Origin of the sequence: Shewanella sp. KX20019 (assembly GCF_016757755.1) — a bacterium.
Classification (GTDB): Bacteria; Pseudomonadota; Gammaproteobacteria; order Enterobacterales; family Shewanellaceae; genus Shewanella.
On the sequence record NZ_CP068437.1, the window covers coordinates 422544 to 444243 of the forward strand.

Here is a 21700-nt window from a genome sequence, read left to right on the forward strand (position 1 = left end):
GAGAAAGCTCCTCTACAAATATCAGCAGTTATTGATTAAGAGCAAACCAGTTAAATCTCCAGTTATCTGCTAACGCAGTTACCTTTAGGCTGTGGCTGCCTTTTTGGAGAAATATCGCTTGGCCATTAATTGATTGCCAAATGTTTAGTCCACCAGTATCAGGGACTAAAAATTGGGCTAAGGGTTTGTCATCAATGGACAGGTCAAAACCTTCGTTTTCGCTAGAACTCGAAATTCGATACGTCAAATGATAAAGACCATCTTCTTTTATCTTGACTTGATATTGAGCCCAATTTCCTTTTCGAATAACGCCCCAACCAGTGAGCAGTAAGCCACCATCCTCATCTTCGGTTTTATCGACAAGCATACCAAACATTTGATTATAATCTTCAGCCTGAATGGTACCTGGAATGACGACGACTGTGTCTTCAGTGATTACTGGTTCACTGTATTCGCTAAACCTATCGCTATTCACTGCAGTGACTACGTAACTATGCTTACGGGGCACAGGCTTTAAAACTGTGTAATAATTGGTCTTAATATTTGAGGCTATTTTTCGATACTGGCCACCAAATGCCTGTGTTTGATAAATATCGTAACTTTGAGTGTTGGGATTAATGTTTGAACGCCAATATAGGCTTATTGCGCCACTTGCTTGGTCTCTAGTTAACGCCAAAGCAATAGGTTTTTGTGGATAAGGTTTCAAACTTATACGACGCTGTTTTTCTTTTTGTTGTGCTTGTTGTAAATCTCTTTCAAATAATAGAGTTGCTTGGGATAGTGACTGGTCTTGATTAATGTTTATCTCTTGGGCTAATCGAAAGCCCTCAAGTACACCAGCAAAGTTTTTATCAATTGTTGAGCGTTGGCTTGCTGAAAACTCATACCAATGCCATGAGCCGCCACGTAAAGCATTTTTACTACAATCACCAGATAACCATGCCGTAGCGTTGTTAGGGGCACCATTATAGTTTTTATTCGCGCAGTCTCTGACATATTCTTGCACATTGCCAATTAAATCAAAAACCCCAAAATTATTCGCTTGGTACATGCCAACGATGCTGGCGTAACCTGACAAATCATCGCATGGAATCACACCAATTGTACCCATATAGCTGGCACCAAAATCTTGCTGTGCTTGTTGTTCTGCGCTTCTATCTGCTAAGTTGGCATACTCACAAACTTGTGGATTATCGGGCTTTTCACCATAACGGTATTTACTAAACTGACCTGATTTTGCTACATACTCCCATTCTGCCTCAGAAGGGAGCCGATAATGCTTTCCGGTTTTAGCGGACAACCAATCAGCATAGGCGATAGCTGTTATTACATTGATACAAACAACAGGTTGATAGCTATTGGAGGTTAGAGCATTTTGTTTCCACGAGCCTTTAGTGATTTTCCCAATCCAATTTTCAGTTGGTTGGTGAAAGCATTCCTTTGGATATACATAATTAGTATCAGCGATAAACTTGCTAAACTCCTTTACTGTTACTTCATACTTAGCTAAACGAAATGAGGGGACTGTGACATGGTGTATTGGCTGCTCATTTTTCTTGTCTTTGCTCCCCATTACAAATTCACCTTGTGGAATTGTAACCATGGGAGGCTCAATGTAATCGCTACAGGCCTCACTACTTGTTATGACTAAAGACATTACTAATACTGCACTCTTATAACTCATTTTTAAATCCTTTTAATTATTGTGCCATGGGTTACAAATAAACGATTTATCATGGAGAATTGAAGCAAATGGAGTGATAAGAAGTCTTGATAATTTTCTATAAAAAAGCCGTTATTGAAATATTATTGAAAATATCGTGCTTTAAGAACTTGAAAGTTAGTCGAGTTAACTCAGAGAATATAATTTTACATGCTAATGAATGAGGCCGTTCCGTCACAATCATATTGAACATGTTTTGTGCTCCATCTTCAGCATCTACTCCCTTGGTCGGCCCATAGCGACCATTAGGGGTGGTAGGTCAAATACGACACTGTCGTTTATTAAAAAACACCTATCCCACATCGAAGTTGCTGAAGTACGTTGAAGACTCTTTATAAACCAAAGTCCGTAATGCCCACATAGTCTTTCTCGTGCATTCATGCACGTCAAGACATTCAGGCATCCTGCCTATCAGACATGAACATGTCTTTCGCGGGACTGGCCGCTCACTGGCATCTGACCCATATGGATATGGGAAATGTCTATATGATGTCGGGAACATCATTGAGCATGCCATCACGGCATTCGTAAATCCATTTACATCAGATGTCCCATCGGAAGCGTTAGGCTATTTCGAATAAGTACGAGGAAGACCACTTCGTTTGTGGCGCTGAGGGATTGACTCTTATGAAATCAAGAGCGGGGCGCAAGCGCTTTTCCCTTTGGCTCTGCTCTTTATTGGAAGAATGGGCGAAGCGCCACGATTTTGGTCAAGCGCAGCTTGATAAAACTAACAGCTAATTTTCTGAGCTAGAAAACTAGGCAAAAAAGTAAGATCTTCAAGTTGCTGGTGGGCGATTATCCATCGCGGCTGTTGGGATAAACGCTTTTCTGGAATTGCAATGGTTTGCATATTGGCAGCACGAGCGGCGACCAATCCATTAAAGGAATCCTCAATCGCCAAGCAATTAACAGGAGCTATATTGAGCGCATCAGCGCAATTTAAATAGACCTCAGGATGAGGCTTTCCATAGCTTAAGTGTTCGGCAGATTTAATTGCATCAAAATATGAACCGATTGCTAGTTTGTTTAAAACAGCACTAATGATATCGCTTGATGAGGAGGTCGCAAGGCCAATCTTAAGCCCCATCTCTTGGCAGCTTTCAAGTGCTGAAATTACACCTGTCATCGCCTCACCATTAGCTAGAATGTGACTGACGACTTGATCCACAATAGCTTGCGCTGTTTGGGCGTTATCATAATTAGGCCAAGGAAAGCGGGCATACCAAAATGCTACAACTTGATCGATTCTTAGTCCGGTTGTTTCCACCGTTTCTTCAATGGATATGTTTAAACCTAAGTCTGTCAGCACCTTATGTTCGGCAATCTGCCATAGCGGTTCTGAGTCAATTAAGACTCCATCCATGTCGAAAATAACGGCTTTTAGTTTGGCTGTGGTCATAAGTCTCCATTTATGTTCAATATAACTTTGGTGAATAGTAGTGCTTAATTGTAGCGATTACTCAAATAATACTAGGGTGAATTGGTCATTTAAGCGTGTTAAATATGAGGGTTTATTATTATAATTGCGCGTCGACATTACTTTAACGTATTGAAAATAATAGCTAATTGGTGCTGTTAACACTATGGTCTAGTTTTCTTTTATTAATTAACCGCCTAAAGTATGTTCATCCTGTCACTTGAGCGTGATTTTTCAGTTGTCCAAGTGTGATCTGATTCATACTTTTGCAAAGCTGTAGTATAATACGCCTCGAAATAAGGGTCGAGCCTGCCGAGCTGTCAGTTTCAATGTGAAGACGAGCAGTTTCGTTGTTAGAACGCCAAACAAAGAGGAATGTTGCCGTGCTAGAAGCATATCGTAAACACGTCGCAGAACGTGCTTCAGAGGGCGTAGTCCCTAAGCCATTAGATGCCCAACAAGTGGCACTACTTGTCGAATTGGTAAAGAATCCACCAGCAGGTGAAGAAGCTTTTATTCTTGATCTGATTGAAAACCGTATCCCACCCGGTGTTGACGAAGCTGCATACGTCAAAGCAGGCTTTTTAGATGCCGTCGCCAAAGGCGAAGTATCATCAAGCATTCTGTCATCTGAGCGAGCGGTAGAGCTGCTTGGAACGATGCAAGGCGGTTATAACATTGAGCCACTCATTGCTCAGTTAGATAACGATGCGCAAGCGCCACTTGCTGTTAACGCACTGTCTCACACGCTGCTGATGTTTGATTCTTTCCACGACGTAGTGGAAAAGATGAAAGCGGGTAATGACTACGCTAAACAAGTTGTTCATGCATGGGCAGACGCTAAGTGGTTCCTATCTCGTCCTAAGCTTGCCGAAAAGATTTCTCTGACCGTATTTAAGGTGTCAGGCGAGACCAATACTGATGATTTGTCACCTGCACCCGATGCATGGTCACGTCCTGATATTCCTTTACACGCATTAGCGATGTTAAAGAATGCCCGTGACGGTATTGTTCCTGATGAGGCTGGCACTGTTGGCCCAATCAAAGAGATCGAGTCACTAAAGACCAAGGGTTTCCCATTGGTTTATGTCGGTGATGTTGTTGGTACCGGTTCTTCGCGTAAATCAGCGACTAACTCAGTGCTTTGGTTCATGGGTGATGATATCCCTAACGTGCCTAACAAGCGTGCTGGTGGTTTCTGTTTTGGCGGTAAAATTGCGCCAATCTTCTTCAATACCATGGAAGATGCCGGCGCATTGCCAATTGAGCTAGACGTGAGCAAGATGGAGATGGGTGATGTTATTGATATCTATCCATACCAAGGTGTTGTTAAGCGTCACGATAGCGATGAAGTTATCTCGGAGTTCTCGCTAAAGACCGACGTGTTAATGGATGAAGTTCGAGCCGGTGGCCGTATTCCATTAATCATTGGCCGTGGTCTTACTGACCGTGCTCGTGAAACGCTTGCACTTGAAGCATCGGCTGTATTTGTACGTCCACAAGATGTCGCTGATACAGGTAAGGGCTTTACTCTTGCGCAGAAGATGGTCGGTAAGGCATGTGGTGTGACAGGTATTCGTCCAGGCCAATACTGTGAACCTAAGATGTCATCTGTTGGTTCGCAAGATACCACAGGCCCTATGACACGTGATGAACTTAAAGATCTCGCCTGTCTTGGTTTTAGTGCTGATTTGACGATGCAGTCTTTCTGTCACACAGCAGCTTATCCAAAGCCTATTGATGTGAACACACACCATACATTGCCTGATTTCATCATGAATCGTGGTGGCGTTGCATTACGTCCAGGTGACGGTGTCATTCACTCATGGTTGAACCGTATGTTGTTGCCAGATACTGTTGGTACTGGTGGTGATTCACATACGCGTTTCCCTATTGGTATCTCGTTCCCAGCCGGTTCTGGTCTAGTAGCGTTTGCTGCGGCCACAGGTGTAATGCCACTGGACATGCCAGAATCAATTTTGGTTCGCTTTAAAGGCGAAATGCAACCAGGTATGACATTACGTGACTTGGTACATGCGATTCCGCTTAAAGCTATTGAGATGGGTCTGCTGACTGTTGAGAAGAAAGGTAAGATTAATGCCTTCTCTGGTCGAGTATTGGAGATTGAAGGTCTTGAGCAGCTTAAAGTTGAGCAGGCGTTTGAGCTTTCTGACGCATCAGCTGAGCGTAGTGCTGCAGGTTGTACTATCAAGCTAGGCAAAGAACCGATCATTGAATATCTAAACTCTAACATCGTCATGCTGAAGTGGATGATAGCTGAGGGTTATGGTGACCGTCGTACTATCGAACGCCGTATCACAGCGATGCAAGAGTGGTTAGCTAATCCTGAGCTAATGCAAGCAGACAGCGATGCTGAGTATGCAGAAATTATCGAAATCGATTTGAATGACATCAAAGAACCTATTCTTTGTGCACCAAACGATCCAGATGATGCAGTGTTACTTTCATCGGTAGTTGATACCAAGATTGACGAAGTTTTCGTTGGTTCTTGTATGACTAATATCGGCCACTTCCGTGCAACCGGTAAGATGCTAGATAAGTTTGCTACCACTTTGCCTACACGTTTGTGGATTGCACCGCCAACTAAGATGGATCGCGATCAGCTTACTGAAGAGGGCTATTATGCTATCTTCGGCCGTGTCGGTGCGCGTATTGAGATCCCTGGCTGTTCACTGTGTATGGGTAACCAAGCCCGTGTTGCTGAAGGTGCTACAGTAGTGTCTACCTCTACCCGTAACTTCCCTAACCGTCTTGGTACGGGTGCTAACGTATACTTAGCATCTGCTGAGCTTGCGGCGGTTGCAGCGTTACTCGGTCGTCTACCATCGCCTGATGAGTACCAGACATACGCTAAAGAGTTAGATGCAACTGCAGCTGACACTTATCGTTATCTTAGCTTTGATAAAATTGCATCGTACACAGAAAAAGCAGGCGAAGTTATCTTCCAGTCTGCTGTCTAATATGTAATAGATTCAAATTGATGTGCTAAAAAGGCCAGCTAATTAGCTGGCCTTTTTTATGTCTTCTTTGCGGGCTATAGATAATAACTCACACTAGGGTAAAAGCCTCGGGGATATAGGCTGTTCTAGCTCAATAGCGAAAATTTCAAATACTTATCAACTAATTAAGAGTGCTTAGTATGCAGCACTTCTAGTAGCTTATCTTCAAGTGCAAAGCGTGTTTCCATGGCATGCCCTAGTGATGACAAATCTTTATCTAGCTGGAATAGCACTTTTTCATCTTCGGCTTCAGTGTACTTGTCGTTAAAGTCGAGCGCTGTGTCTGTTGTCTCACTAATCTGTGGCACCAATTGCTGAGCAAGTTCCTGGCTTGAACTACCATTTTTCTCACAAGCGGTGACAACTTGATCGTAAATTTCGAAATGGCCTTCAGATACGTAATCCATCAATTGATCACAAAACGCTTTCACTGAATCGAATGCAGGTAAGGAGTTCTCTGAAACTTCATAGGGAGGAATACCAGCGATTTGGCAGTAGTTAACAAGCAGTTTACGGCGGTTGTTTAGCCATTGATCTATAAGAGTATTTGAACCACCCCATTTTTGTTCGGCTTTTTCTAACTTTCTTAGCATGATCTTCCCCGTTAAGAATCTATCCTTAACATCTAATGTAGGGGAGAAGTACTGTATTGATCAACCACTTTTCGACGATTTAGGTGGAATTAGTGAATGGACATACCAGCTAGCAGGTAAGGAGGGGAGCTAAAAAGAAAAAAGCCCAGCGATAGAATCCTATCGCTGGGCGAGTAATGTTTTTGCAGGCTCGATGCGACGAGCTTCTTGATTGTTCTTGCTAGCGCAGACTTTTTATACCAAAGCTGACCACTAGGTGCAACTTTTTTCTGTCACATTGAGAGTTGTACAGCTTGTGTTAAGCCCTATTGTGGGTCTGTGTCGCACTTTTACTTGATATGAGAACTAGCGTTAACGGCTTAGAAATAATGCAGTTAGGCAGATAATAATGTTAACTACATCCTAGTTGCGGCTATTTGTCGGGTTACTGGTCACATAATTTCACCGATAGAGGTTACTTTATTAACGTAAATGCTAAACTACTGACCCAAGCGGATATCAATATAAGTTTAGGAATCAAGCCAAATGGCAGAATTAAAGAATGATCGTTATTTACGTGCTTTATTAAAACAGCCTGTCGACAGAACTCCTGTCTGGATGATGCGTCAAGCTGGTCGTTATCTTCCAGAGTACAAAGCAACCCGCGCTCAAGCCGGTGATTTCATGTCGCTTTGTAAAGACCAAGACTTGGCTTGTGAAGTGACTTTACAACCACTACGTCGTTATGACCTAGATGCTGCTATTTTATTCTCTGATATTCTTACTGTTCCAGATGCTATGGGACTCGGTCTGTATTTTGAAACTGGCGAAGGCCCACGTTTCCAGCGTCCTACAGATACTATCGACTCAATCAAAAAGCTATGTATCCCAGATCCAGAAGATGAACTTGGCTATGTGATGCGTGCAGTTAGCACTATTCGTCGTGAACTTAAAGGCGAAGTGCCGTTAATCGGTTTCTCTGGTTCACCTTGGACGCTAGCGACTTATATGGTTGAAGGCGGTTCAAGCAAGACATTCGAAAAGATCAAAAAGATGGCTTACGAAGAGCCAGCAACATTGCACATGCTGTTAGATAAGTTAGCTGATTCAGTTATCTTGTATCTGAACGCTCAAGTTGCTAACGGTGCACAGTCACTAATGATTTTCGATTCTTGGGGTGGCGCGCTTTCTCACCATGCATACCGTGAATTCTCACTGCGTTACATGCAAAAAATCGTTGATGGTCTAACGCGTCATGCAGACGGTCGTCAGGTTCCTGTTACCTTGTTCACTAAAGGTGGCGGACTATGGCTTGAGTCTATGGCTGAAACTGGCTGTGATGCATTAGGGCTAGATTGGACTGTTGATATCGGTGATGCACGTCGCCGCGTAGGGCATAAAGTTGCGCTACAAGGCAACATGGACCCATCTGTACTTTACGCTTCTCCTGAGCGTATTCATCAAGAAGTAGAGCAGATTCTATCTTCTTACGGTGAAGGTACTGGCCACGTATTTAACTTGGGCCACGGTATTCATCAGCATGTTAACCCAGAGCATGCCGGTTCATTTATCAACTCAGTAAATGAGTTATCAGGTAAATACCATAAGTAACCTACTACTTTCGTAGTTTGCTTTAAAAGGCTCAGTTTACTGGGCCTTTTTTGTGGCTGCTATCTGAGAATATGCAGTATTAATATTGTAGTTGGACTCAGTCTATAAGCATCGCATGACCAACATCCCGGCGCTTCGCCCATTCCGTTGTAAAGAGTTAAACAAGAAGGGCTGCTAGTCCTATCCTCTTCGCATCCACCATGAGAAGTAGCCTTCCTCCTACTTATTCGAAATAGCTTAACGCCTCCTATGGGGAGTGGGTGCTTTTCTAACCCAGTGCTGTTTTCGTTGTGATTTGCTCGATACTAGTTACTTCTGCCGGCTCAGTTACTACTAACTCAATCCTAAAGTCACAGCCTTTTCCTGGCTGACTTTCAATTTCAATATCACATTCTAAGATCCCCAGTAATTGCCTCACAATTGCCAGCCCGACTCCAAGTTGTGGCAGTGCAGTTTGTGTCGCTATCATTGCTAGCGGCTTGTGAGTCATCTGTTTCAGCGCCGCCAATTCATGTTTGTGCATGCCGGAGCCATTATCACTGACTCGTAGCCATATTTTGTTGGCTGACTTATCCCAGATGGTTTTAATGCTAATCTTGCCACGCTCTGGGGTGTAACGTATGGCGTTATCAACGAGATTATTGAGGACTCGTAGCAATAGTTGTCGATCGGTGCGAACGGTTAGCTTATGGCTGTCTGTAAAGCTCAGCATAACTTTTTTACTGTTGGCTCGTGGCGCAAACGTTAGTTGCAGCTCTTCCAGTAAATCAGCCAGATAGATCTCATTCCAACTTGGGGTTACTTGGCCGTTTTCAAGCGCCTCCAGCTCAAGCATTTGACCTAACAGTTGCTGCAGATGCTGACTAGCATTAGCAGCAACTTCAATTAAGTCACTACTGCGTTCACTGGGGGGGAGCAATAACCAAGTATCGATATAACCCTGTAGTGAGGTAAGTGGGGTCTTTAAGTCGTGTGATAGATGCAACATAAATTCATGCCGCTCCTCTTGTTGTCGGTTAATCGCTTGATGTTGCTGACTTAAGGCTTGCAGTAGTGTGTTGATATGCTCGCTGAGCTGGTTGATCTCACTGCTACCGCTATATCGGCCTGGTAACATCACTCCTGAGTCTAACTTTTGAGCGGCGACTAAGCCTAAGTCATTTTCGAGTCTGCTCAAGGGGGCCGTAAATAGCTTGAGTAACAAGACGAATAGAATAAATGCGAAGCCAACTGTGATGAGAATGGCGGCCGTCCAAAATTGTGGTGCTTGATGTTCACTGACAATAGACTGCCAAGTATCAAAGTCCTCGCCACCAATGATGACGTAGAGATAGCCAGTTTGCAGCCCACTTTCGTCGAGTAGTTTTGCGGCCGAGAAGATTTTATCTTTGCTGATAGAACGGGGGTCTGTGCCCAATATCGGCAAATTAGCCCCCTGAATAAAGCGCTCGATAGTGTCGGTGTCGACGCTGTTTTGTTTTATCTTCTCTTCGTTTGCATCGTAAGCGATGAGCGTACCTTGTCTGTCTAGGGTATAGATTTCAAAGCTTGGACCTAGCAGCATAAAATCATGGAAAGCTTCTTTGAGGGCTGCATCAGAGGTGATGCCTTTTGAGAGCAGCGGGTTAATATGTGCCATATGTTCAGCTAGCTCACGATGTAAAGATTGCTGGATCTGGTTGCGGCTAAAGTCCTGACTGAATTGTAGCCACTGCCATAGCGCAATCAAGAGAATAAAAATCACCAAGGTTGCCGCCAGTAAAATACGACTAAACAAACTCTTCATTAGGCTATCTCCTGCGTCAGCCGCTAGATTTGTGGTTAGCTACTTAACGCTACTTAACGCTACTTAACGCTACTTAACGCTACTTAACGCTACTTAAGAAGCGACTTGATTGGCGGGAGGCGTAAATTTGTAGCCGACTCCCCAGACAGTTTTGACCAAGTCAGTCGAGCAAGAACTGCGAGCCAACTTGTTGCGCAAGCGATTAATATGGCTATTAACCGTATGCTCGTATCCTGAGTAGGAATATCCCCAAACTGCCTCTAAAAGTTGCATGCGACTGAAAACCTGTTTTGGGTGTTGAGCAAGATAAAGTAATAGATCAAACTCTCTTACCGTTAAGTTTAAGCTCTCATTAAAGGCGATAACTTCACGAGTATTACAGTTGATGGAGATGCCGTTGAACTCTAATGATTCCTCTTGATGCTCTCTTTGTTTGCCTCGCCTGAGCAGTGCTTTGACGCGGGCCCTTAGCTCTAATACGCTAAAGGGCTTTACAAGATAGTCGTCGGCGCCAGACTCTAAGCCTAAGACAACATCTGCCTCTGAATCTTTTGCGGTCAATAACATACAGGGCAACTCATTACCTGCTTCGCGGATCTGTTGGCACAGGGTGATGCCATCGCCGTCGGGTAACATTCTGTCCAGTAAAATCAGATCTATCTGCTTGGCAGCTATCACTTGGCTAGCTTGCTGCAAAGTGGTGCAGTGGGTGACAGTATGATTCATGCTCTTTAGATTCAACATCAGCAGTTTTGCTAAGTCTTGCTCATCTTCAACCAACAATATTTTCTTGCTTGAAACAGAGGTGAAAGTGGCATTCGATCCGTTCATGACTAGCTCCCAAAAGCGGTCCCTTTTCAACAAGACCTACCTTTAAGAGCTTTTCTTTCGATAATTTTTTAATCAATTAAATACTGGTGATTATTGAGTACGAGTGATCTTAATTGACATTACGGGATTATCGAAGCGATGAGAAGCGGAGAGTACCGAATTAGCCAGTCCATCATCAGCGCTTATTACACCCGGATGACCATGGACTTTATCGTTATCATCTCGGTCAGTATGAAAGCCTTCACCACCATCCGCAGGCCCTGGAATTGTGCCTTTTGCTTCAGAGTTTGCTTCTGTACCAGCATCGTAAGCAATCACACGTAGCGTGCTTGTGTCACCAACGGCTAAAGTTGCTAAGTTAAAACCTGTAGTGCCAGTAAAGGCGTCATTGGTGTTGACTAACATAGTTACCACAGACAAATTGGCAGCATCGGCTTGTGCAAGGCTCAGTGAGATAGTTTCTGCTCCACCAGGCACCAGTATCCCTTCACCGCTAACGAGCTCATTCACTCCATTTTCGTCCGTCAAATCACTACTGTCTCCAGATTCAGCGAGTACTTCTAAGGCGACACTGGCTGCCATACCCGTGCTCCAAAGTTTGCTATCTGATGTATGGGCCACAACCGCGATAGGAGACATAGGCTGATTAGCGGTAAGGTTAGTGACGGTGACGTTGTAATCCTGCATCACCGGCGAGACCACTGGTGGCACAACTGGCGCTGGGGAATCATTATCATTATCTGAGCAACCCGCTAACCCGATAGTCGCAAAGGCAACTAATGCCATCGCACTACGTTTAAAATTATCTATTAGATAGTTCATGGTTTATCTCCTATTTCACGACCACAGTCACTCGAGCAACAGGGTTTAACCAGCGATGAACACGGCTGTCTAAATCACTTGCGCCAGCACTTAGATCTGTATCACCTAACACCCCTGGATGAATATGCACTTTATCGTTGTTACTGTTATCCATGATGCCCGTCGCGTTCATACCGCCATCGCCGCCAGGTGCAGCAGGGATCCCTGGGGTACCCACCATTCCGCCACCATTAATGATCTCGTCATTGGCTTCAGTGCCAGCATCATAAGCATTGAGGGTAAAGGTGTATGTACCGGTTTCGGTTGGGATCTTCCATGCATCTAAACCAACAAAGGCATCGTTAGTCGGCAGTACCATTGCAGTGATTGATAAGTGGGTCATATCGCCGCTGTCGAGCATAATGCTTTCAACCTTGGCACTCGGTGCTAATAGTCCCATCGCAGGGTTCGCCGCTGTTACACCGCCTGCGCCTGTTACTGCAGCATCTAGATCGGCAATGTCGCCACCTTCGGCCATTTTTTGTAGCGCGGGAGTTGCCATCTCACCAGCTTGAAATAGATGACTGTCCATATCATGGGCGGCAATGAGAATAGGAGTGAAGTAATTACCGTGGGTAAGGTTTGTAACACTGATTTCAAGCTCTGCAGCAGCTGCAGGTAGGCTCGCTAAACTTCCGAGTATGAGGGCTTTCGCTACTTGATTAACATTCATGATATATCTCCGTTGTCTGAATAGTTAAAGCATGACAAACGGATATCACCTGAATATCGCCAAAATATCACAAAAGTATAACAACGGGTGTTGGGTCACGTTATGACCATGTTTTCAGAGGTTTATATTCATAATGCAAGATAAATCAATATGACAAATTTTAAAAAAGGCATACTTCTGTTGGTTTTATCAGCGAGTGAATTGAGGCTTGCTATTATCTAGCCGGTAAATACGTTATTTTGCGTGCAAAATCAGGACCGTAGTCAGCATTGCTGGTGGTTTGTAACCTAATATAAGCCGAGTAAAGATGTATATTGGCAACAAAATAATAGTTTTTATTGTTGGGATTTGTACTCCTATTATTATCGCTGCAAGTATTTGTGCGAACCTTTGGTTTGATAGTGAGATTGTTTCATTGCGTGGTTATGCAGTAAGCAAAGAACTTGAGAACATTGAGGATATGCTGAGTAGAGAGTTACAGCTGCTGGAAGTGGTCGCCACTATTTATGCTGCACCTGTATCATCTACAGCGCTTGATGATGTCAGCCAAACCAGTGCACTTCTTAATGGCGTAAGTGTGTTTTTCTGGGACAATGGTCTGGTTACCCCGCTGTTAACACAGGACAAGCAACTCGCACAGAGACTTCCTGAGTTACCCAAACATCTATTTCATAACCGTGAGCTGATCTCTGGTGCCTATTTTGATGTGCAGCATGACACAGCCTATTTTATCAGTGCAAAGCCATTCTCAACCGATAAAGCGTCGATTGCCGTTAGAGTGATTCAAGATAATGGCCTTGCACAGTTAGGATTACCGGGCTTTGTAGAGCAGGCGGGAGTGGAGCCTGGCAATGCCAATCGTGATGTTTTGGTTAGTGGTCAAACGATACAAGCCGCTCTAGATCTCCCCGCTTTTAATGCAAAGCTACCCGTATATATTAATTTGGTATTTTCCAACGGCTTCTTTTCTAGATTAACGTCGCAATATACTTGGATGGCGGGAGGGATGCTTTGTTTGGTCATGTTACTGCAACTGGTGACCTATTTATGGTTAAAGCTCGGCTTCGTTAAACCTTTTCATACTCTGACTGAGCAGTTAATCAGCATTAACCCAATGGCAAAAAGCTACCGACCTATTACCGCTGAAGGTAGCGTTGAACTGAGTATTTTAACTCGGCGAATAAATGGTTTGCTGGCACGAATTTATCGGCAAGAGATGCGTTCTAAAATTACCTTGGAGTCCATTGCTGAAGCCGTGATCTTGACTGATATCAACGCTAAAGTTATCTATATCAATCCATGCGCTGAGCGGTTACTCAAGGTAAAAAGTGCTAAAGCATTGGGCGAAAGCCCTCAGACTCTGCTACGAGCGGGTGACAGCTTTAACAGTGAACTGAATGAGTTTATGCAAAGTGGTGCTTCCTTGCCTGAGTTTACTCAGATTGCGCTGACTCTCGATGTGCAAAAGATAATGGAGCGCAGCGTGAATAACTTGAGAAACCATAACGGCCAGGTGGTCGGAGTGGTGATTGTGCTGCGAGATATAACTCAGGAGGCCAAACTTAAACAACAACTGCAGCGGCGAGCCAACTTTGATCAAGTGACCGGCTTGCTCAATCGCAGTGCCTTTGAAGAGCAACTGAAAACATTGGCAGCTGATGCTAGTTCTGTCGCAGTTGTGTACTTAGACTTAGAGCAGTTTAAGTTGATCAACGATTCTTGCGGGCATAACGCTGGCGATAAAATGCTTTGCATGGTTGCCAACGCCATCGAGTCCAGTATCTCTAGCGAGCACCTGCTGGCGCGACTGGGCGGCGATGAGTTCGGCTTAGCCATTAAAGACACTTCGGCACTGAATGTGGCCAGGTTACTTAAAAATATTATCAATAATGTCTCAATGCAGGTTATGCATCATCAACAAGAGCATTATCGAGTCGGGGTGAGTGTGGGGGTTTCTTATAGTCGCCATCAGCAGAAAGATGTACTGGAAATGCTCAAAGATGCCGATATTGCTTGCTTAGCAGCAAAGCGTAAAGGGTGTAATCAGATTCATTTTTATGATGATCGCGATCAAGAGCTTTGCTATCAACGTAACGCCCCTAAATGGGCGGTACGCATTGCTCAAGCTATCGAGCATAACGAGCTTGTTTTGTACTATCAAAAGATTGAACGGCTGAGTGCGCAACATCATCGCAAGCGATTGGAGGTATTATTACGGATCCAAGAACCTTGCGGACGCATATTACCACCGGCACAGTTTATCGCCGCAGCAGAGCGCTTTAAGTTGATGACAGAGGTTGATAAAGAGGTCATAAGAAAAACATTCTTGTGGTTGTCGTTGCGCGAAGAACTTTGGCAAGACCATAGTTTGTCGATCAACCTTTCAGGCAATAGCTTGGGGGCTGAAGGCATGGTGAGTTACATTTTGCAGCAACAAGCGCGGTTTAATATCCCGAGTTGTTGTATCTGTTTTGAAATAACTGAGACTAGTGCGATTCAAAACCATAGCCGCGCGATGGATATGTTACTGCAACTGCGCAAGCAGGGATTCTCATTCGCACTGGATGATTTCGGCAGTGGCTTTGCTTCTTACGGTTATTTAAAAGAGATGCCAGTTGATTACGTTAAAATCGACGGCTGCTTTGTTAAATCTTTAACGACCAATGCTAAAGATTATGCCATCGTAAAGTCTATTCACGATGTATGCCGAGTGATGGGGATTGAGACTGTAGCAGAGTTTGTTGAAAATCAAGATATTATGGAGCAACTCAAACATATCGGGGTCAACTATGCTCAGGGGTATGCTATCGGTAGACCACAAGCACTTGAAGATTACCAGCCAATTGCAAGGTTGCAACAACGCTCAGCTTAAAGATATTTGCGGTTTGATAGGATATATGTGAGTTTGGATCCACCTTAATAAATGCAGACCAAATATGAGCAACTTCAAAGATAAAGTTATCATTGTTACTGGCGCTTCAGAAGGCATTGGTCGTGCGGTAGCTCTCGCGCTGGCGCCCTTAGGATGTCAGTTAGTGATTAGTGCCCGTAATCAGCAGCGGCTAAGCTCCTTAGCGTCGGAAATAACGGCCTTAGGCCTGCCTCCTTTAGTCTTTGCGGCAGACTTAGCGCAGTCGCCACAATGCCAAGGTTTAATTGCAGCATGCATAACACGCTTTGGTCGTTTAGACATTTTAATTAATAATGCTGGAATGACGATGTGGTCGCGCTTCGATGAGCTCAGTGACTTAAGCGTATTATCGAAAATAATGCAGCTAAATTACCTTGCTCCAGCCTACCTTAGCCATGCTGCCATCCCACATTTAAAAAAGACGCAAGGACAGATTGTTGCGGTAGCTTCCATTACCGGGATGACTGGTGTACCTACGCGCAGCGGTTATGCCGCCTCTAAACATGCGGTGATAGGTTTCTTTGATTCACTGCGTATTGAGCTTAGCGATGATAATGTGGCTGTGACGGTGATATGCCCAGATTTTGTCGTTAGCCAAACTCATAAACGCGCTTTAGATGCTCAAGGTAAGCCGTTAGGCGACACGCCAATGCAGGAGTCTAAAATTATGACTGCTGACCAATGTGCACAGTTAATGTTACCCGCAATAGCACAGCGGAAACGACTGTTGATAACCTCCTTTAGAGGTCGGATTGGGCGCTTCTTTAAGATAATAGCCCCAGGCCTGATCGACAAAATAGCTCGTAAAGCAATTTCCTCAGGCCGTTAGCAGCCCATTATAGTTACTTGTTCAAATATTTAACGATAGCCGATGCAGCATCTTTAGTTGGCTTACTGTCCGATGCTTCCATAGCGATTGCTGGTGTATGGCCAGTCATAATCTCAGCGATATGTAGCCACATATAATAAAGCCCAGTGAAAACTGGGCTTTATTATTTCGAGGTCTTTCGCGTTAGCTGTTTTCTCTCGCAATAGCTCGGTAAGCGATATCGGTGCGGAAATACACATCATCCCAATGGATGGCGTCAACCAGTTGGTAAGCTGATGCTTGCGCTTCCGTCACGGTATTACCCAGTGCTGTAGCGCATAGCACACGGCCACCATTGGTCACTACCTTGCCGTCTTTCATGCTAGTGCCAGCGTGGAATACTTTAGCATCGCCGTTGCCTAGACTTAAACCGTCAATCACATCATGCTTGCGGTAAGCTTCTGGATAACCACCGGCGGCTAATACGACGCCAACAGCTGCACGAGAGTCAAACTCTGCAGTCACTTGATCAAGTTCGCCGCGGGTAGAGGCTAAGCAAAGCTCTACCAGATCTGATTTCAGACGCATCATGATAGGTTGAGTTTCAGGGTCGCCAAAACGACAGTTGTACTCAAGGACTTTCGCGCTGCCATCTGGTGAGATCATCAGACCGGCATAAAGGAAGCCAGTGTAAACATTGCCTTCAGCTGCCATGCCATCAACCGTTGGACGGATAACGTTAGCAATCGTCCAATCGTGAACCGCTTGAGTCACAACAGGTGCGGGTGAATACGCCCCCATACCGCCAGTGTTTGGACCGTGATCGCCATTATCACGTGCTTTATGATCTTGGCTGGTGGCCATTGCAAGAATGTTCTTGCCATCAACCATCACGATAAAGCTGGCTTCTTCGCCATTGAGAAACTCTTCAACCACGACGCGAGAACCCGCCTCGCCAAATAGATTTCCTGCAAGCATATCTTCAATTGCAGCATCGGCTTCGCTTTGGTCTTGCGCAATAATCACGCCTTTACCTGCCGCTAAGCCGTCGGCTTTAATCACGATAGGAAAACCAGTGGTGGTCGTCATTTCAGCAACATAAGCCTTAGCTGGAGCTATCTCGGTAAAGTTAGCGTAAGCAGCCGTAGGAATGTTATGACGTGCCAAAAAGTCTTTAGTAAACGCTTTAGATGACTCTAACTGCGCCGCGCCTTGAGTTGGGCCAAATATTGGCAGACCTGCTTCATTGAAAGCGTCAACAACCCCTATTGCTAGCGGAACTTCTGGACCAACAATAGTGATGGCTACTTTTTTCTCGGTAGCAAAAGCAACGAGTGCAGAGATATCTTCAACATTGATTGCCACGTTCTCTAATTTTGGCTCTAATGTTGTGCCTGCATTACCAGGAGCTACAAATACGGTTTCAACTTGTGCAGATTGCGCCGCTTTCCATGCCAATGCATGTTCGCGACCGCCGCCGCCAATAACTAATACTTTCATATTTTTACCTTTTATAGCGACACCATTTTCCCTATCTCTGCATCAAGCATGCTCGCGTATTGGCATATTCTTACCAACAAAAGTGCGCGTGCTTTCTTTGACCTAGAAAAAATGGCTTGCTCTAAACGTTAAAAGCTAAATTTAATTGCAATTCTAGAACCTAGAACCTAGAACCTAGAGCCTAGAACCTACTCATAAATTAATGACGGAAGTGACGCATGCCAGTAAAGACCATTGCCATGCCGTGCTCATCTGCCGCTGCAATGATCTCTTGGTCACGAATAGAGCCACCAGGTTGGATGATACAGCTAATACCAGCTTCTGCAGCAGCATCAATGCCGTCACGGAATGGGAAGAATGCATCAGATGCCATCACTGAATCTTGAACTGCTAAGCCTTCATCAGCGGCTTTAATGCCGGCGACTTTAGCGCTATATACGCGGCTCATTTGACCTGCACCGACACCAATGGTCATGCTGTTCTTGGCATATACGATGGCATTTGATTTAACAAATTTGGCCACTTTCCAGCAGAACATCAGATCTTTCATTTCGCTAGCCGTAGGTTGACGCTTAGAAACCACTTTCACGTCATCTAAACCAACCATGCCTTGATCGCGGTCTTGTAGCAATAAGCCACCGTTGACACGTTTGTAATCAAGGCTCTTAGTCTTGCTAGCCCATTGGCCACATTCAAGTACGCGTACGTTAACTTTAGCGGCAACAATGTCGCGTGCAGCTTGGCTAACTGATGGGGCTATGATCACTTCAACAAACTGGCGCTCAACAATAGCAGCAGCTGTCGCAGCATCTAACTCGCCGTTAAAGGCGATGATGCCACCAAAGGCTGATGTAGGATCCGTTTGGAATGCGCGGTTATAAGCTTCTAGCAGGTTTTCACCAATCGCTACACCACAAGGGTTAGCATGCTTAACGATGACACATGCTGGCTCATCAAACTCTTTCACACACTCAAGTGCTGAGTCCGTATCGGCGATATTGTTATAAGACAATGCTTTGCCTTGTAACTGAACAGCAGTTGCAACCGACGCTTCATCTAAGTTTGTATCAACATAGAAAGCGGCTGTTTGATGGCTGTTTTCGCCATAACGCAGGTCTTGCTTCTTAACGAGTTGAGTATTGTATGTACGAGGGAACTTAGAATCTTCGTGGCACTCATCTTTACTGTGTGCTGGTACTTTAGTACCGAAGTAATTCGCGATCATGCCATCGTATGCTGCTGTATGCTCAAAAGCGGCAATAGCAAGATCAAAACGAGTTTCTAGTGTTGTGCTACCTTCGTTTGCTTGCATCTCTGCAATCACGCGGCCGTAGTCGCTAGCATTAACAACGATGGTAGTATCTTTGTGGTTTTTAGCGGTTGAGCGAACCATAGTCGGGCCGCCGATATCGATATTCTCGACAGCGTCAGCTAAGGTGCAACCCTCTTTTGCGACGGTTTCAGCAAATGGATATAAGTTAACCGCAACCAAATCGATAGGGTTGATGTTGTTTTGCTCCATAACGAGCTCATCAATACCACGACGCGCCAAAATGCCACCATGCACTTTAGGGTGCAAAGTCTTTACACGACCATCCATTATTTCTGGGTGACCAGTGTAATCTGATACTTCAATGACAGGCACACCATTATCTGCCAACAGGCGGGCGGTGCCGCCAGTAGATAGTAGCTCAACACCTTGAGCATGCAGCGCTTGTGCAAACTCTAAGATTCCGGTTTTATCTGAAACGCTTAACAGCGCGCGACGAATAGGTCTGGCATTATTCATTGTAGGTACAGGGTCCAGTAGTTATTTTAAGGATCTTTCGGAAAACAGAACAGTGTTAGGTTTACTAACCTCTACACTGCTTTCCAAAAGTCCCTCAATACTCTCCCGTCACGGCGCGCATATTTTAACGCAGTTTTATCCTTGACGGTGTTTTTTTCTGCGCGATTTCACAATACGGTAAACAGAACAAGCATAGAACGATTTTTTTGTTCAGAATAAGCCTTGACCTTGGATACAACTCTAAGGTTTATACTTTGGCTATTGAGTAACATTGTACTGATGACATTTGGCAATGCATTTGGTTTATGGAAGGGGGAAGTGATGTATCGAATTGGTGAGCTGGCACAATTGTGTGAGGTCAAAACGGATACGTTAAGGTTCTACGAGAAACATGGATTGCTATCGCCTTCATCAAGAACAGATTCGGGCTATCGTATCTATACCGAAAGTGATGCTGAGCGCTTACGCTTTATCTTGCGTGCTAAAGCGGTTGGTTTTACCCTTGCAGAAATTGTAGAACTGCTTTCGATTGAGTTAGACAAGTCCAACTGGGCCTGTGCAGACGTTAAAGGGCTGGTGGATGACAAGTTAGCCAATGTAGAAGCTAAAATCGCGGAATTAAACCACTTTCAGCTCTCTTTACAGCGGCTTTCTCAAGCTTGTTGCGGCGGGCCTGAAAGTGCAGAGCACTGCTCCATTTTAGAAGCATTAGAATCAAGTACTGAAAACATTCGCTGTGAAGGTGATTCACATGAGCACGGTCACACTCATGACAATGCGCAGTTTACCAAAACATGCCAAGACAAGTCAGCAGCTAAAAATTCACAAGAGAAGTAGTTATGTTATTAAACAATTTTATCGACCTTTTTCTAGATTCGGCTCCCTGGCTTTTATTGGGTCTATTATTGGCGGGCATGCTGAAGATGTTCGTGCCTATGGTTTGGATGCAAAAACAGCTCGGTGGCCATGGTTTTAAAACCGTCGTTAAAGCGGCCGTACTCGGTGCGCCTTTGCCTTTATGTTCCTGCGGTGTAATTCCTGCGGCGGTCGGTTTGCGTCGTAGCGGTGCATCAAAGGCTGCGACCACGTCCTTTTTAGTCTCGACACCAGAAACTGGGGTTGACTCAGTGACTGTATCCTATGTGTTGCTTGGTCCGTTTATGGCGATTGTTAGGCCAATTGCGGCAGTCACTAGCGCGATCGTAGCAGGACTGTTAGTTGGACGTGATGACGATGATGGCAAGCCTGTGGCGGCACAAGCTAAGCCTGCAGAGAGTTCATCATGTTGCAGTAGCAAGACCACAGAGCCTAAAGCGGCTGTTAGCTCATGCTGTGCAAGCGAGAAGAAAGCAAGAGTAAGTATGAAGCCTGTTGCTGATAGCAGCGTTATGGCCATGCCGGTGAATGCTGCACCTTTGGATCTAGAACAAACGACAGAAGCTAAGCAATCTAGCTGCTGTAGCAGTAAAAAAACCGCAGCAATCAAAAAAGAAGCCGCATCATGTTGCAGCTCAAAGTCACCAGACTCTGCTGAAGCTGAAAGTTGCTGCGAGTCGACAAAAGATATTGCGACTGAATTAAAAGGCACTTCGGTTATTAGCCGTATCGGTAAAGGCCTACATTTCGCGGCAACCGATTTAGTGCGCGATACCACAGTGTGGTTATTAGTCGGCTTGTTCTTTGCCGCCTTGGTACAGACTTATGTGCCTGGTGATTTTATGGCGAAGTGGGGGGATGGCATTTTAGCTATGCTAGTTATGGTGCTTATCTCTGTGCCTATGTATATCTGCGCCACGGCCTCAACACCTATCGCCGCAGGCTTACTGTTGGCTGGTGTTTCACCCGGCGCAGTACTGGTCTTTATGTTAGCAGGCCCAGCCACCAACATTGCCACCTTAGGCGTGGTTACAAAAGAGCTTGGTAAACGCGCGTTATTTGGCTACTTGGGCGGTGTATTGGGCGTAGCTTTGGTCTCAGGTATTATCGTCAATTATTTGGTCGAAACCTTTGGTTTTGTGGTTATGCCGCAGATTGGCGAGCAGCATAACTTGTTGCCAGCGGCCATTGTTTACACTTCAGGTATCGTGCTGGCGATACTGATGTCAAAAGTCTTTTTAGACATGCTTCCCAAGAACTGGTGGCGTCGAGATTGCTGCTCATAAGTCTTATTAGCAGCACAAGAAGGCACTCATTGA

The 21700-nt window shown here is 44.8% G+C and carries 15 protein-coding genes; 6 read left to right on the top strand and 9 right to left on the bottom strand.

Annotated features, from left to right (window positions below; genetic code table 11):
* Positions 1-28: 28 nt before the first annotated feature.
* Together JK628_RS01855 and hxpB are read right to left on the bottom strand one after the other, a co-directional pair.
* Complete coding sequence (locus JK628_RS01855) at positions 29-1684, bottom strand: SUMF1/EgtB/PvdO family nonheme iron enzyme (RefSeq protein WP_202287590.1); 1656 nt, start codon at positions 1682-1684, stop codon at positions 29-31.
* A gap of 769 nt (positions 1685-2453) precedes the next feature.
* Complete coding sequence (gene hxpB / locus JK628_RS01860) at positions 2454-3125, bottom strand: hexitol phosphatase HxpB (RefSeq protein WP_202287591.1); 672 nt, start codon at positions 3123-3125, stop codon at positions 2454-2456.
* A gap of 401 nt (positions 3126-3526) precedes the next feature.
* Here hxpB and acnB point away from each other — a divergent pair, with 401 nt between their 5' ends.
* Positions 3527-6124 carry a bifunctional aconitate hydratase 2/2-methylisocitrate dehydratase gene (gene acnB / locus JK628_RS01865; protein ID WP_202287592.1) on the top strand — a complete coding sequence of 866 codons (2598 nt, stop codon included), beginning with the start codon at positions 3527-3529 and terminating at the stop codon, positions 6122-6124.
* Between the two features lie 164 nt (positions 6125-6288).
* Here acnB and rsd read toward each other — a convergent pair whose 3' ends face one another.
* Positions 6289-6756, bottom strand: coding sequence for a sigma D regulator (rsd, locus tag JK628_RS01870; RefSeq protein ID WP_202287593.1), 468 nt, complete (start codon positions 6754-6756; stop codon positions 6289-6291).
* 525 nt (positions 6757-7281) lie between these two features.
* Here rsd and hemE point away from each other — a divergent pair.
* Positions 7282-8346, top strand: coding sequence for a uroporphyrinogen decarboxylase (gene hemE, locus JK628_RS01875; protein ID WP_202287594.1), 1065 nt, complete (start codon positions 7282-7284; stop codon positions 8344-8346).
* Positions 8347-8614: 268 nt separating this feature from the next.
* On the opposite strand, the gene JK628_RS01880 is transcribed toward hemE, so the two are convergent.
* From JK628_RS01880 to JK628_RS01895, 4 genes are all read right to left on the bottom strand, one after another.
* Complete coding sequence (locus JK628_RS01880; protein ID WP_202287595.1) at positions 8615-10132, bottom strand: sensor histidine kinase; 1518 nt, start codon at positions 10130-10132, stop codon at positions 8615-8617.
* A 93-nt stretch (positions 10133-10225) separates the two neighbouring features.
* Positions 10226-10963: a response regulator transcription factor gene (locus JK628_RS01885; RefSeq protein ID WP_202287596.1), complete on the bottom strand. Its 738-nt coding sequence runs from the start codon at positions 10961-10963 to the stop codon at positions 10226-10228.
* Positions 10964-11053: 90 nt separating this feature from the next.
* Positions 11054-11785: a spondin domain-containing protein gene (locus tag JK628_RS01890; RefSeq protein WP_202287597.1), complete on the bottom strand. Its 732-nt coding sequence runs from the start codon at positions 11783-11785 to the stop codon at positions 11054-11056.
* A 10-nt stretch (positions 11786-11795) separates the two neighbouring features.
* Positions 11796-12497 (bottom strand): spondin domain-containing protein, encoded by a 702-nt coding sequence (locus JK628_RS01895; protein WP_202287598.1) that lies wholly within the window; start codon positions 12495-12497, stop codon positions 11796-11798.
* A 307-nt stretch (positions 12498-12804) separates the two neighbouring features.
* On the opposite strand from JK628_RS01895, the gene JK628_RS01900 reads away from it, so the two are divergent.
* Complete coding sequence (locus tag JK628_RS01900; protein WP_202287599.1) at positions 12805-15369, top strand: putative bifunctional diguanylate cyclase/phosphodiesterase; 2565 nt, start codon at positions 12805-12807, stop codon at positions 15367-15369.
* 64 nt (positions 15370-15433) lie between these two features.
* On the top strand, positions 15434-16237 hold the full coding sequence (locus JK628_RS01905; RefSeq protein ID WP_202287600.1) for an SDR family oxidoreductase: 804 nt from the start codon (positions 15434-15436) through the stop codon (positions 16235-16237).
* 183 nt (positions 16238-16420) lie between these two features.
* Here JK628_RS01905 and purD read toward each other — a convergent pair whose 3' ends face one another.
* Together purD and purH are read right to left on the bottom strand one after the other, a co-directional pair.
* The gene (gene purD / locus JK628_RS01910; RefSeq protein WP_202287601.1) at positions 16421-17716 is read right to left on the bottom strand and encodes a phosphoribosylamine--glycine ligase; all 1296 of its coding nucleotides are present in this window, start codon (positions 17714-17716) and stop codon (positions 16421-16423) included.
* A gap of 199 nt (positions 17717-17915) precedes the next feature.
* The gene (gene purH, locus JK628_RS01915; protein ID WP_202287602.1) at positions 17916-19505 is read right to left on the bottom strand and encodes a bifunctional phosphoribosylaminoimidazolecarboxamide formyltransferase/IMP cyclohydrolase; all 1590 of its coding nucleotides are present in this window, start codon (positions 19503-19505) and stop codon (positions 17916-17918) included.
* A 321-nt stretch (positions 19506-19826) separates the two neighbouring features.
* Between purH and zntR the strand changes: the two genes are divergently transcribed.
* Both zntR and JK628_RS01925 read left to right on the top strand, forming a co-directional pair.
* Positions 19827-20342 carry a Zn(2+)-responsive transcriptional regulator gene (zntR, locus tag JK628_RS01920; RefSeq protein WP_202289681.1) on the top strand — a complete coding sequence of 172 codons (516 nt, stop codon included), beginning with the start codon at positions 19827-19829 and terminating at the stop codon, positions 20340-20342.
* A gap of 2 nt (positions 20343-20344) precedes the next feature.
* Entirely contained in the window at positions 20345-21667 is a 1323-nt protein-coding gene (locus JK628_RS01925) for an SO_0444 family Cu/Zn efflux transporter (RefSeq protein WP_202287603.1), read from the top strand.
* The last annotated feature ends 33 nt before the right edge of the window (positions 21668-21700 follow it).

Coding starts and splice junctions, on each gene's coding strand:
- JK628_RS01900 (WP_202287599.1), top strand. CDS start 12,805: ATGTATATTGGCAACAAAATAATAGTTTTTATTGTTGGGATTTGTACT.
- JK628_RS01895 (WP_202287598.1), bottom strand. CDS start 12,497: ATGAATGTTAATCAAGTAGCGAAAGCCCTCATACTCGGAAGTTTAGCG.
- JK628_RS01885 (WP_202287596.1), bottom strand. CDS start 10,963: ATGAACGGATCGAATGCCACTTTCACCTCTGTTTCAAGCAAGAAAATA.
- JK628_RS01890 (WP_202287597.1), bottom strand. CDS start 11,785: ATGAACTATCTAATAGATAATTTTAAACGTAGTGCGATGGCATTAGTT.
- JK628_RS01925 (WP_202287603.1), top strand. CDS start 20,345: ATGTTATTAAACAATTTTATCGACCTTTTTCTAGATTCGGCTCCCTGG.
- purD (WP_202287601.1), bottom strand. CDS start 17,716: ATGAAAGTATTAGTTATTGGCGGCGGCGGTCGCGAACATGCATTGGCA.
- hxpB (WP_202287591.1), bottom strand. CDS start 3,125: ATGACCACAGCCAAACTAAAAGCCGTTATTTTCGACATGGATGGAGTC.
- zntR (WP_202289681.1), top strand. CDS start 19,827: ATGTATCGAATTGGTGAGCTGGCACAATTGTGTGAGGTCAAAACGGAT.
- JK628_RS01855 (WP_202287590.1), bottom strand. CDS start 1,684: ATGAGTTATAAGAGTGCAGTATTAGTAATGTCTTTAGTCATAACAAGT.
- rsd (WP_202287593.1), bottom strand. CDS start 6,756: ATGCTAAGAAAGTTAGAAAAAGCCGAACAAAAATGGGGTGGTTCAAAT.
- hemE (WP_202287594.1), top strand. CDS start 7,282: ATGGCAGAATTAAAGAATGATCGTTATTTACGTGCTTTATTAAAACAG.
- JK628_RS01880 (WP_202287595.1), bottom strand. CDS start 10,132: ATGAAGAGTTTGTTTAGTCGTATTTTACTGGCGGCAACCTTGGTGATT.
- JK628_RS01905 (WP_202287600.1), top strand. CDS start 15,434: ATGAGCAACTTCAAAGATAAAGTTATCATTGTTACTGGCGCTTCAGAA.
- purH (WP_202287602.1), bottom strand. CDS start 19,505: ATGAATAATGCCAGACCTATTCGTCGCGCGCTGTTAAGCGTTTCAGAT.